The following is a 13,068-nucleotide window of genomic DNA, read 5'->3' as shown; positions in this document are numbered from 1 at the left end:
GAGAGTATGGAGGCGATAACTCTCGCCGGAATCGCGAGACGGGTTCTCGATGAGCTTTTGAGGAGCCCGTACAAGACCCTGGAGATAAGGAGCGCGAGGAACGTTATCGCGCTCGAAAGGGCCCGCGAGCTCGGAAGGATCTTCCTCACCTACGAGACCTTCCAGGATGTCACGGTGGGCACGGAGGGGCTTCTCGCGGAGATACTCCGCCTGGAGAGCATGGAGCAGAGGATCCCATGGGAGGAGAGCGACGAGAGGGAAGTGACCGTGTGCCGGGCGCAGGTGAGGCTCCTCGGCCTCGGCAGAATAGTTGAAGTGAGGAAAAGGAACACGGTGCTGGTGGTCAGAGTCCGTGAGATGCTGCCGCAGGAGATGGACATAGGCTAAAACAGGGTTTTCTGCCGACCTTTTCCGAGCTTTTCCCTCTTCGGTGGCTGAACCTTCCTGAACTCAAGGCCCTCCTTTTCGAGGAGTTTCTTTGCACCGGAGGTCAGGGACGGGGCAACGAGTATCCCTCTAACGTTCCCATGCTCCCTGCTCAGGGCCTCAACGTAGCGCTTAAGCTGGCTGACGGCATGCAGGTCTGCCTTTCTGCGCTTCAGCTCGAGGACGACGAGGTTGCCGTCCCTGTCGCGTCCGAGGATGTCCACTATGCCGTGGCCGATCTGCTTTTCCCTGAAGAGAGGCTTGAAGCCAGGCTCGATGAGTTCGGGGTTTCCAAATATCATCTCCGCCATCTCTGCCTCGCTGCCTGTCAAAGCAAGCTCCTCGTAGTCCTCGGCCTTGAACAGGGAGACCAGATAGACCTCCTCAAGCTCGACCTCGAGGGTCTCCTTCGGCTTCCTCCTCACGGAGCGGAGGATGATTACGCCATCGCGCTCCCCAACCGTTACGAAGCTCCCAGGCGGCTGCCAGTTGACGGGTTCCCGCTTCTTGCTCTGGTGGATGAGAAAAGCGCCATCGGGCTTGATTATTATCACCCTGTCTCCGGAGCCGAGCTCGCTCTTGGCCCTTCCATCGTAGTGCACCCTGCAGCGGGCAAATATCGTCAGCATTGCCTCGGACGACAGGGCGGAATCGACCATCCTCATGAGTTCATCGCGGGAGGGGTTCTGAACGGCCTCAACCTTTGACATGAAATGGGGTAAAGAAGAGGGGTTAAAAAGCTAACTCAGTCCTCGATGCCCTTGTCGGTTATCCTAAAGATTGCCTCACCCTCTGGGAGGTGGGGGCTGTCTATGAGCCTGGCTACGCGCTTGCCGGCCTTGCCCTTCCTCAGGTAGATTCTTAGGGTTGCACTGTGGGCTAGGATGTGGCCACCAACGGGCCTCGTGGGGTCGCCGAAGAAGGCATCGGGCTTAGCCTGCACCTGGTTGGTAACGAAGACAGCTATGTCGTAGAGGTCAGCTATCCTGTGCAGGTCAGAGAGGTGCTTGGCCAGCTTCTGCTGCCTCTCGGCGAGGGTTCCCCTGCCGACGTACTCGCTCCTGAAGTGGGCCATGAGCGAATCGACGACCAGAAGCTTTACCGGCCTATCGGTCTCGGCCTTCTCCTTGATTATCTCCTCGGCCTTCTCGATGAGGAGCATCTGGTGGTTGCTGTTGAAGGCCCTCGCCACGTAGATGTTCTTGAGCGTCTCCTCGGGGTCGAGGCCGCGGTTCTCGGCGATCTGTCTTACCCTCTCGGGCCTGAAGGTGTTCTCGGTGTCTATCCATATGACCGAACCGTGAAGGCCGCCCTCTTCCTCTGGGAGCTGAACCATCACCGCAAGGGTGTGCGCCAGCTGGGTCTTTCCGGAACCGAACTCACCGAAGACCTCGGTTATGGCCTGCGTCTCGACTCCGCCGCCAACGAGTTTGTCGAGGCTCTTGCTTCCAGTGGAAATCCTGCCTATGGTTCTGCGCTTCTCCATGTACTCGTCTGCTCGCATGAAGGTTCCTATGTTGGCGGCCTCTCTAGCGGCCTGGATTATCTTGAGCGCTGCACCCTCACTTATTCCCGCTATCTCCTTGAGCTCCATTGGGGAGGCAACGGCTATGGCCTCGATGCTGTCGTAGCCGGCCTCGCGAAGCTTTTCGGCAGTGGCAGGACCAACGCCTGGGAGGTCTTCAAGGGTCTTTATTTCCTTCTCCTTCTTTTTCTTGGTTGAGCTTGACGGGGACTCCTCAACGACATCGAGCTCCTCAAACTCTTCGAGCTCTTTTATTTCATCCTCAGCCTTCTTCCTTGGCATCTCACTCACCCGCTACGGCTACCTTTCATAGGGGTAAAAAGCCGAAGGGTTATATACTTTTCTTTCCCGTGGAGCGGAGGACAAAACTGCCGAGTATTGGGAAATAGTGCAAATTCGCGCCCCCACTTGGTCGTTTCAATCTAGACTGGATACACAATCCGGAAGCAAGAGTGATGGGGCAATACCATCACCTTTTTCCACTGGAAGAGCCGGGCTTTATGACGATCAGTTTGGACCCTTCGGGAATCTCCTCATTCAGTGCAGGATTGAGAACGGGCTTTTCCTTGTAGTAACCGAGGAGGAAGTAGCCCTCGTCGTGGAGGCGCTTCATGGCCTCGACGTAGGGAATGCCCCACAGGTCTCTGCGCTCCAGAACGGAGATATCGTAGCCGCCGGCAGCCGTGGTAAGATCGTCTATGACGTCCACCACCTCGGGCTCGAAAACGGAGCTTGCGAGAAGTCTCCCCGCGAGACTCCTGCTGAGTATCACCCTGTCGGCCCCAGCACCTTTGAGCAGCTCCATGCTCTCCCCGCGGAGGGCCTCGACGAAGACCTTCGCTTTAGACATGCGCTTCACCATGAGGGTCGTGAAGACGGACTTCGAGTCGTCCTCCAGGGCGAGGATGACGTAGGACGCCTCCCTCACGTGGGCGCGTTCCAGCGTTTCCGGATTCGTGGGGTCGCCTATGAGGACCTCCACTTCCTCTGGAAGCTCAACCTTCTTCCTCTCGCTCTCGTCGGGAAAGACCACCACTATGGGCCTCATCTCTACCTCTCCATTGGAAATCGCGGACATGAGCTCACCCACGCAGCTCGGGATGCTGCTCCCGCGGCCGATTATCACGTAGTGTCCAGAATATCTAACGCTGTGCATGCCCATCATCCTCCTTAGAGACGATGAAATGAAGTATTCAGCCAGAATGGAAACGAGGGCCGTAAAAGTCGAGATTCCGGCAACGGCAGCGACCATCGCCACGGCGCGGCCGGCCTCGGTCTGGGGCGTTATATCCCCATAGCCGATTGTGGCCATCGTTATGACCGCCCAGTAAAAAGCTGTATAAAATCCCACGTTCTCGAAATACATGAACAGGAAAGCAAAAATGATCGCCAGCAGGAGCACAAGCGCCGCTATTTGGAGAAGCCGGTTCCTGCTGACCTTGACCTTCATCCTGAGAAGTCTTCGCACGAGCGGTACCGGAATCATGGTGTACACTATGACACCTGCTTTAAAAAATTATCACCCATGTCCCAGTACATCCACGGATGGACTCATTTTTCCAGTGGAAACAGAGGTCTTTTTCGATGTCCATCTGAATGACCCCCCAGAGTTTCATTTCCACTGGAACCCAGTTTTGACTATGGACGGATTTGAGGCCAATGGATATGGAAAGGGGGATTTATAAGGCAGATTACAAAGAGCAAATTCACAATTTTTAAAGAGTGTTGGTGACTTACTGAACTATCTTTCATCACTACTTTAAATTGCATCTTTTTTATGAACATTGTTCATGAAAATGTATAAATATTAGAAGTTGTAGAGAAGACGGGAGAGTTTCACCAAAAGTACAAGCAGTATTGGGGAGTAGCAATAACCCCGCTCCACAGGAAACGAAACTCCCTGGGGGTTAATTTCGTTAATCTTTTTGCCGTAATGTTAACATTGATGTTTTCCCAAAATGCCCTTTCATGGGCTATGATGTATGCTTTTTGATGTTCATTCATGTTCATTCTCCTTTCAGTGGAAGTGGACGAATGGGTTCATCTGTTCGTTTACAAATGGAAACTTTCGGAGTACAGAAGTGTGCTGAAAACCCCTTCGCTTCCGGTGGAAACCTGTTTCGAGTGTAACGTTATTAACCCCTTTGCCCAATTTCTACTGGTGGTTCGCATGGAGGAGATCGAAAACCTCGTTCTGGAGTGGCTCAAGGCAGGCAACGATACTGCCGAGGACATAGTTGACCTCCCGTGGTCCATCCGAAGGATGGGGTCCGGCATGTACGTGGCGGAGCACCCGAGGATGCCGTTCTCGCTGCTGGTGACGTTTTCGGAGGACTTTATCCATCTGCTCGTCCCTCTGGGCCTCGAAACTTTCTCCATGACGAAGGACGAGAAACTTAGGGTGTATCATACCCTCCTTCGTCTCAACGACCAGGTGAACCTCATGAAGTTCACTCTCTCGGGCATGGACGATGACGTTTACCTCCGCGTTGACCTGGACAAGAAGACCCTCGGCAAGGCGGAGTTCAACGATGCACTGACCGCGCTCCTCATAGGTCTGATGTCCGCGGTTTCGGCCCTGGGTCTGGAGGAGGCCTTTGCGAAGGAACTCTTTGACCGCATCGTTGGGATGGTGCTGGAGAGGGTTGAACGCGGCGCCAACAGGGATGAGCTCATGAGGTTCCTCACAGTTAAGGTCGGCATGAGCGTTGAGGACGCCAAAAACCTTCTCAACGAGGTGTTTGCGGTCAAGAAAGAGATGGAGGAGCAGGGAAAGGACGTTGGCTATTTCTGATCCTCTTTGGGATTTTTCTTTCCAACATCTAAAATGTTCGAGTATCGATGTATACGTTTTTAGAACCTCTGAGCCCGATGTTTGAATCTTTCATTGCCGATACCTTTATTAACTCTTTCTCATTTAGAACCTTGAGGTGATTTGTGTGACTGATATTGAAACCCAGGTTCTTGAGTGGCTTAGGTCGGGCAGCGAGGATGCCGCCGACATAGTTGACCTTCCGTGGGAGGTTAAGGCGGTTGACAAGTCGATGTACGTGGCCGAGCATCCGAAGATGCCGTTCACTCTAGTGGTTATGTTCTCGGACGAGTTCGTTCACCTTGTGATACCGACGAGTCTTGAGACCTACGGCATGAACGACGAGGACAGGCTCTACGTTTACCACACGCTTCTTGAGCTGAACGACAGGATATACATGATGAAGTTCAGCCTCGGGAGGCCGAACGATGTAGTTAACATCCGGGTTGATCTGGACAAGAAGACCCTCGGCAAGGACGAGTTCAACGACGCTCTGACGGCCCTCGCGGTTGGCCTTCTCTCCGGAGTTTCCGCCCTAGGCCTCGAAGAGGAGTTCGTTGACAGGATGTTTGACCGCATAGTCCTCATGCTCCTTGAGAGGATTCAGAAGGGTTACACCTACGAGCAGCTCATGGAGTTCCTCACGGTCAAGGTTGGACTCGCGGAGAAGGACGCGAAGGAGCTTCTCGACGCCGTTCTTGAAGCTATGGAAGAGGAGCCTGCGGACGGGGAAGAGTGATTTTGCCTTCTTTTCTTTGATTATCTCTTCTATTTTCTCCTCGGCTTTTTACATTCTCCTGTTCAACAAGGCATATAAACCCCTTGGCTCGATTATCTATGCTTTCCTCTGCATCCGGTGCTTCCTCTGGAGCACATGTTTGACATTCAAGATCTCTTCGATTAAATTGGCTGGTTGACAACTGTAAATCTTAAAATTATCACATATTCAACAAATTGCAGATTACCTGAATAAAAATCAGCGATGGGGCTGGATTTCCAGTGGAGTGGGTGGTTCCTATGGACGACAATTACCTCGATTCAATCTTTGAGAAGTACCTTCACGCCAAGAAGATCTTTAAGAATAAGGAGGTTCTCAGGCACAGTTACACGCCTAAGGAGCTTCCTCACAGGCGTGAGCAGATCGAGAACCTTGCTCATATCCTGGTTCCCGTTCTCCGCGGTGAGACCCCCTCCAACGTTTTTGTCTACGGGAAGACCGGAACCGGTAAGACCGTAACCATCAAGTTCGTGACTGAGGAGCTCAAAAAGATATCCCAGAAATATAACGTCCCCGTGGATGTCATATACGTCAACTGCGAGATAGTTGACACCCAGTACCGCGTTCTGGCCAACATCGTGAACTACTTCAAGCTCGAGAGCGGTGTCGAGGTTCCCCTCGTCGGCTGGCCGACGGACGAGGTCTACGCCAAGCTCAAAGAGGTTATAGATGCCAAGGAGCGCTTCGTCATAATAGTTCTGGACGAGATAGACAAGCTCATCAAAAAGAGCGGCGACGATATACTGTATTCCCTCACGAGGATAAACACGGAGCTTCACCTTGCCAAAGTGAGCATAATAGGCATCTCCAACGACCTCAAGTTCAAGGAGTACCTCGATGCGCGCGTTCTCTCGAGCTTGAGCGAGGAGGAGGTTGTCTTCCCGCCATACGACGCCAATCAGCTCAGGGACATACTCATGCAGCGTGCCGAGAGCGCGTTCAACGAGGGCGTTCTGGACGACGGAGTCGTTCCCCTCTGTGCGGCTTTGGCCGCGAGGGAGCACGGCGATGCTCGGCGCGCCCTTGACCTTCTCCGCGTTGCCGGTGAGATAGCCGAGCGCGAGGGTGCAAGCAAGGTCACGGAGAGGCACGTCTGGAAGGCGCAGGAGAAGATAGAGCAGGATACCATGGAGGAAGTTATCAAGACCCTCCCGCTCCACTCGAAGGTTCTCCTCTACGCCATAGTTCTCCTCGACGAGAACGGCGAGCTTCCGGCCAACACCGGTGACGTTTACTCGGTTTACAAATCCCTCTGCGATCACATAGACCTCGAACCCCTAACCCAGAGGCGCGTGAGTGACCTGATAAACGAGCTCGACATGCTCGGCATCATCAACGCCAAGGTCGTCAGCAAGGGCCGCTATGGAAGGACCAAGGAGATTCGCCTGAACGTAACCCCTTATAAGGTTAAGAACATATACCGTCATGACCACCAACTTCAGACCGTGCTCACCGTGAGCATGTCCCGCCAGAGGAGGCTGCTCTGATGGGTCTGATCGAGGATCTGATGTCCAATAACTATCTAATCACCCCTTCGGCTTACTACCTTCTCGTCGATGCCTATAAGAGAGACTTCACGCTCGCGGAGCTCATAAAGTTTGCAAAGGCAAAGGGAACCTTCGTGATAGACTCCGCACTGGCAAAAGATTTTCTGTCGCAGAAGGGTGCCCCTCCAATGGAAAGCCCCGCAGAGTCTTTGGCCGTGGAGTCGCCCACCGTTGAAGAACACATCTCCCCGGAGGTTCCTCCTGCTAGCGAAACTCCTGTGGAAACGTCTGTTCCCGGTGAATCCAGCGGTTTGATTGCCTCAACAACCCAAACGGCGGAATTCGTTCCTTCTTCGAGCGATGCTTCCCAGACGTTCATTTCCACTGGAACTCCCACTGAAAGCGGCGAGAAAACATCTGAAATTCCTGCATTGGAGGGGGAAGAAGGCAGTTTTTCTGAGGGGGAGAGTTCCATTTCCACTGGAGATGCTGAGACGGAAGAGGCCGTTGAGAGCTTTAAATCTGAAACCGGGATTGAGGGGGCCACTTCTTCCGAGGCTCCGGAGGAAGTCCTTCCCATGGAAGGTGAGACTACCGTTGAGGAAGTTCCGGCCGAGAACGGCAACGGCTACGATAACGGCTACGTGAACGGGGAAGAAAATGGAAACGGCGTCAAGCCTAAGATAGTCTACGGTGATTACGGTGTTCCCATAGCGTACGTGGGTGAAGAGGTCCCTGAGGAAGAGAAGAGCTACTCCGTTTACGCAGATCTCAAGCTCTCTCCAAGAGACGGTTTCCACTACAGGGCAAAGGAGATTCCCGACGAGTACGAGGTAACGTTCGACGTGAAGAACGTTAAGTTCGCCCTCCCAAAGGCCAAGAACGCCGCGGGTAAAGAGGGAGAAGTCATAATCAAGGTCTACTCCGACTACTTCAGGAGCAGGCTCAAGAAGATGCGCAGAATCCTCCGCGAGAACCCCGAGATTGGCGGTGTGATAGACATAGCCAAGCTGGGCTACGTTAGGGGCGAGGACGAGGTAACCATCATCGGCCTCGTTAACAGCAAGCGTGAGACTGCGAAGGGCTACATGTTCGAGGTGGAGGACAACACGGGCGTCATCAAGGTCTTTATAAACCGCAACAACGAGGAGAGCAAGAAGTTCTTCCAGATAATGCCTGACGCTGTTATAGCCTTCCGTGGACGCTACTCCGGTAGGGGCATATTCTTCGCCAACAAGATATTCCTCCCCGACGTTCCCAAGTTCAAGCGGGAGAAGCCGCCCCTCGAGGAGAAGGTCTACGCCGTTCTTCTCAGCGACATCCACGTAGGCTCAAACAAGTTCTGCGAGAAGGCTTTCATGCGCTTCCTCGAGTGGCTCAACGGCGATGTCAATAACAAGGCCGAGGAGGAGTTCGTGAGCAGAATAAAGTACATGGTGATCGCGGGTGACGTTGTCGATGGCATTGGTATCTACCCCGGCCAGTACAACGAGCTGGCAATTCCTGACATCTTCGACCAGTACGAGGCGCTCGCGAATCTGCTGAGCAACGTGCCAGATCACATAACCATGTTCATCGGTCCCGGCAACCACGACGCCGCCAGAACCGCCATCCCACAGCCGGGCTTCTACGAAGAATACGCCAGACCCCTTCTCAAGCTCAAGAACGCTGTCATAATAAGCAACCCCGCCGTGATACGGCTCCACGGAAGGGATTTCCTCATAGCCCACGGAAGGGGAATCGAGGACGTCGTCAACTTCATCCCGAACAGGAGCCACCACAGGCCGGCCGAGGCGATGCTCGACCTGCTGAAGCTGAGGCACCTCGCACCGACCTTCGGTGAGAAGGTTCCAATCGCTCCAGACTCCGAGGATACCCTCGTCATAGAGTCCGTCCCCGACCTCTTCCAGGCCGGTCACGTCCACGTTATGCAGTACAAGATGTACAACGGCGTTTTTCTGATAAACACCGGCACCTGGCAGGCCCAGACCGAGTTCCAGAAGATGGTGAACATAGTCCCAACACCGGCGAGGGTTCCGATAATCGACATCGAGACCGCCAGGCTGAGGGCGGTCATAAGGTTCGACCAGTACTGTGAGGGTGTCTGAGATGGGCGAGATACATTCCCCTGAAATGAAGGCTTACTTCGAATCCCTCCAGCGCGAGATAGACAGGGCCTACGAGATAGCGAGAAAGGCCCGCGAGCAGGGAAAGGACCCCAGCCTCGAGGTCGAAGTGCCCCAGGCGACCGACATGGCCGGCCGTGTTGAGAGCCTCGTCGGCCCGAAGGGTGTGGCCGAGAGGATACGCGTCCTCGTCAAGGAGTACGGAAAGGAGCTTGCGGCCCTCAAGGTCGTTGATGAGATTATAGACGGAAAGTTCGGCGACCTTGGGAGCAAGGAGCGCTATGCTGAGCAGGCGGTGAGAACGGCACTCGCGATACTCACGGAGGGTATCGTTTCCGCCCCCCTGGAGGGAATAGCCGATGTTAAAATCAAGCGCAACGAGTGGGCCGACAACAGCGAATACCTGGCCCTCTACTACGCTGGCCCGATAAGGAGTTCGGGTGGAACCGCTCAAGCTTTAAGCGTCCTCGTTGGGGATTACGTTCGCAAAAAGCTCGGCCTCGACCGCTTCAAGCCCAGCGAGAAGCACATAGAGAGGATGGTAGAGGAGATAGACCTCTATCACCGCGCCGTTACGAGGCTGCAGTACCATCCGGAAGCGGATGAAGTAAGGCTGGCCATGAAGAACATTCCCATCGAGATAACCGGCGAAGAGACCGATAAAGTTGAGGTTTCCCACAGGGACGTCCCTGGCGTTGAGACCAACCACCTTCGCGGCGGTGCGATTCTCGTCTTGGCCGAGGGTGTCCTTCAGAAGGCGAAGAAGCTCGTCAAGTACATAGACAAGATGGGTGTTGACGGCTGGGACTGGATAAAGGAGTTCGTCGAGGCCAAGGAGAAGGGCAAGAAGGCGGAGGATTCCAAGCCCACAGAGTCCAAGGCCGAGGATTTCGGTGCAAAGGAAGGGATTGAGGAGAAAGTTGAGAAGGGCTTCTACTACGAACTCTATGAGCGCTTTAGGGCAAACATAGCCCCCAACAAAAAGTACACGAAGGAGATAATCGGTGGAAGGCCGCTCTTCGCCGAGCCGTCGAGGAACGGCGGCTTCAGGCTCAGATATGGCCGCTCTCGCGTCAGTGGATTCGCCACCTGGAGCGTCAATCCCGCCACCATGCTCGTCCTCGACGAGTTCATAGCGATTGGAACTCAGATGAAGACGGAAAGGCCGGGCAAGGGGTGTATAGTGACGCCCGCAACGACGGTTGAGGGGCCCATAGTCAAGCTCAAGGACGGAAGCGTGATAAGGGTGGACGATTACCAGACCGCCCTTAGAATAAGGGATAAAATCGAGGAGATACTCTACGTTGGCGACGCGCTGGTCAACTTTGGAGACTTCGTGGAGAACAACCAGACGCTTCTCCCGGCCAACTATGCCGAGGAATGGTGGATCCAGGAGTTCGCCAGGGCGATGGCCGAGACCTACGAGGTTGAGCTCAGGCCCTTTGAAGACAATCCGCGCGACGCCATCGAGGAGGCCGCGGAATACATCGAACTCGATCCGGACTTTCTCGGGAACCTCCTGAGGGACCCGCTCCGCGTGAGGCCGAGCGTCGAGGATGCCATACACATATCAAAGGTTCTCGATGTTCCCCTTCACCCTTATTACACCCTCTACTGGAACACCCTGGGGCCAGAGGAAGTTGAGGAGCTCCAGAGGGCTCTGGTCGGTGCTCAGATCGAGTGGGACGAGCACATGAAGAACAAGTTCGCGAGAAAAATAGTTTTGGAGAACGACGCCAGAATCAAACGCTACCTTGAACTTCTCGGCCTCCCCCACAGGCTTGAGAGAACTGGGGACAGGAAGAAGGTTATAGTGGTCGATTATCCGTGGAGTGCCGCCCTGCTCACGCCTCTCGGCAACCTCGAATGGGAGTTCAAGGCGAAGCCCTTCCACACCACCATAGACATCATCAACGAAAACAACCGGATAAAGCTCCGTGACAGGGGGATAAGCTGGATCGGAGCTCGCATGGGCCGGCCCGAGAAGGCCAAGGAGAGGAAGATGAAGCCGCCCGTTCAGGTTCTCTTCCCGATCGGTCTCGCCGGCGGCTCGAGCAGGGACATCAAGAAGGCCGCCGAGGAAGGAAAGGTAACGAGCGTGGAGATAGCCTTCTTCAAGTGCCCTAGTTGCGGCCACATCGGGCCGGAGCACATCTGCCCGCGCTGTGGAACGAGGAAGGAACTCCTCTGGCACTGTGCCAAGTGCAACGTCGACTACTCCCAGGACGAGGCCGAGAACTTCGACTTCCGCTGTCCCAAGTGCGGCATGGAGCTGAAGCCCTACGCGAGGAGGACCATAAAGCCCTCCGAACTTCTCCGCGCGGCGATGGAGAACGTCAAGGTCTACGGCATCGACAAGCTCAAGGGCGTCCAGGGTATGACCTCGGGCTACAAGATGGCCGAGCCCCTGGAGAAGGGCCTGCTGAGGGCTAAAAACGACGTCTACGTCTTTAAAGACGGCACCATTCGTTTCGACGCCACCGACGCCCCGATAACCCACTTCAAGCCAAAGGAGATAGGCACGAGCGTTGAAAAGCTCCGCGAACTCGGCTACACCCACGACTTCGAGGGCAAGCCCCTGGAGAGGGACGACCAGATACTCGAGCTCCGCGTTCAGGACGTCATACTGCCCTACGAGGCTGGAAGGTACCTCCTCAAGGTGGCCCGCTTCATAGACGACCTCCTGGAGAAGTTCTACGGCCTGCCGAGGTTCTACAACGCCGAGAAGATGGAAGACCTCGTCGGCCATCTCGTTATCGGTTTGGCTCCACATACCTCCGCTGGAATCATAGGCAGGATAATAGGCTTCTCCGACGTCCTCGTAGGTTATGCACACCCGTATTATCACGCGGCGAAGAGGAGGAACTGCGACGGCGACGAAGATGCCGTGATGCTCCTCCTCGATGCCCTGCTCAACTTCAGCAAGTACTACCTCCCTGAGAAGCGCGGCGGCAAGATGGACGCGCCGCTGGTCGTCACCACCCGTCTCGACCCGCGCGAGGTTGACAGTGAGGTTCACAACATGGACGTCGTCCGCTACTATCCACTGGAATTCTACGGCGCCACCTATGAGATGAAGTCCCCGAAGGAGATTAAGTTCATCGAGCGTGTGGAGGACAGGCTAGGCAAGCCGGAGATGTACGAGGGCCTGAAGTTTACCCACGACACGGACGACATCGGCCTCGGCCCGAAGATGAGCCTGTACAAACAGCTCGGCGATATGGTCGAGAAGGTGGAGCGCCAGTTGGCCCTGGCGGAACGCATAAGGGCGGTTGATGAGCACCACGTGGCCGAGACGATAATCAACTCCCACCTCGTTCCGGACTTGAGGGGCAACCTGAGGAGCTTCACTCGGCAGGAGTTCCGCTGTGTGAAGTGCAACACCAAATACAGAAGGCCTCCGCTGACCGGCAAGTGTCCCAAGTGCGGCGGTAAAATAGTCCTTACCGTCAGCAAAGGCGCCATAGAGAAGTACCTTCCGACCGCCAAGATGCTCGTTACGAAGTACAGCGTCCTAGACTACACGAGGCAGAGGATATGCCTGACCGAGAAGGACATAAAGTCCCTCTTCGAGAACGTCTTCCCCGAGCGGCAGAGAACCCTGATGGGCTTTTCAGCCGATGTATGCGAGAAGATGATAAAGGAAAGGACGGGCAAATCCAACGGGAGGAACGGCTACCTCGACGAGCTGAGGGCAAACGGGAAACTCAAGAAGAGTGCTAAGACCGAGAAAAAGAAGGAATCCAAGAAGACCTCCAAGCGCTCTGAAAAGAAGATAAAGCCCTCACAGGGGTTTGAAAAAGCAGTCAAGAAGGAAAAGGCGGCCATGAAGAAGAAAAAGAAGGGCATAAGCCTCGACGAGTTCTTCGGTTCTTAGCCTTTCCGTTAATCATATATATCATTACGTCGCTCTT

The 13,068-nt window shown here is 54.7% G+C and carries 9 protein-coding genes; 6 read left to right on the top strand and 3 right to left on the bottom strand.

Features of this window, described 5'->3' with window-relative positions; genetic code table 11:
- Positions 1-6 precede the first annotated feature (6 nt).
- Entirely contained in the window at positions 7-387 is a 381-nt protein-coding gene (locus A3L10_RS08570; RefSeq protein WP_088181311.1) for a DUF473 domain-containing protein, read from the top strand.
- Here the strand turns inward: A3L10_RS08570 and nucS are convergent.
- From nucS to A3L10_RS08555, 3 genes are all read right to left on the bottom strand, one after another.
- Positions 384-1,136: an endonuclease NucS gene (gene nucS, locus A3L10_RS08565; protein WP_088867216.1), complete on the bottom strand. Its 753-nt coding sequence runs from the start codon at positions 1,134-1,136 to the stop codon at positions 384-386. The two genes, A3L10_RS08570 and nucS, sit on opposite strands and share 4 nt — an antisense overlap.
- A 35-nt stretch (positions 1,137-1,171) precedes the next feature.
- Positions 1,172-2,233, bottom strand: a complete 1,062-nt coding sequence (gene radA / locus A3L10_RS08560) for a DNA repair and recombination protein RadA (RefSeq protein ID WP_088867215.1) — start codon at positions 2,231-2,233, stop codon at positions 1,172-1,174.
- Positions 2,234-2,420: 187 nt separating this feature from the next.
- Positions 2,421-3,437: a potassium channel family protein gene (locus A3L10_RS08555; RefSeq protein ID WP_088867214.1), complete on the bottom strand. Its 1,017-nt coding sequence runs from the start codon at positions 3,435-3,437 to the stop codon at positions 2,421-2,423.
- A gap of 684 nt (positions 3,438-4,121) precedes the next feature.
- On the opposite strand from A3L10_RS08555, the gene A3L10_RS08550 reads away from it, so the two are divergent.
- The 5 genes from A3L10_RS08550 to A3L10_RS08530 all read left to right on the top strand — a co-directional run bounded on the left by A3L10_RS08550 (position 4,122) and on the right by A3L10_RS08530 (position 13,031).
- The gene (locus tag A3L10_RS08550) at positions 4,122-4,745 is read left to right on the top strand and encodes a DNA-binding protein (protein ID WP_088867213.1); all 624 of its coding nucleotides are present in this window, start codon (positions 4,122-4,124) and stop codon (positions 4,743-4,745) included.
- A gap of 145 nt (positions 4,746-4,890) precedes the next feature.
- Complete coding sequence (locus A3L10_RS08545; protein WP_088867212.1) at positions 4,891-5,502, top strand: HU family DNA-binding protein; 612 nt, start codon at positions 4,891-4,893, stop codon at positions 5,500-5,502.
- A gap of 278 nt (positions 5,503-5,780) precedes the next feature.
- On the top strand, positions 5,781-7,028 hold the full coding sequence (locus A3L10_RS08540) for an ORC1-type DNA replication protein (protein ID WP_088867211.1): 1,248 nt from the start codon (positions 5,781-5,783) through the stop codon (positions 7,026-7,028).
- Positions 7,028-9,136: a DNA-directed DNA polymerase II small subunit gene (locus A3L10_RS08535; protein ID WP_088867210.1), complete on the top strand. Its 2,109-nt coding sequence runs from the start codon at positions 7,028-7,030 to the stop codon at positions 9,134-9,136. The genes A3L10_RS08540 and A3L10_RS08535 overlap by 1 nt, the downstream gene beginning before the upstream one ends.
- A 1-nt stretch (position 9,137) precedes the next feature.
- On the top strand, positions 9,138-13,031 hold the full coding sequence (locus A3L10_RS08530; RefSeq protein WP_088867209.1) for a DNA-directed DNA polymerase II large subunit: 3,894 nt from the start codon (positions 9,138-9,140) through the stop codon (positions 13,029-13,031).
- Positions 13,032-13,068: the final 37 nt, after the last annotated feature.

The sequence above is a fragment of the Thermococcus radiotolerans genome, assembly GCF_002214565.1.
In the GTDB taxonomy this organism is placed as follows: Archaea; Methanobacteriota_B; Thermococci; order Thermococcales; family Thermococcaceae; genus Thermococcus; species Thermococcus radiotolerans.
The sequence above is the reverse complement of the archived record's forward strand: the minus strand, read 5'-3'. Positions and strand labels throughout refer to the sequence as shown.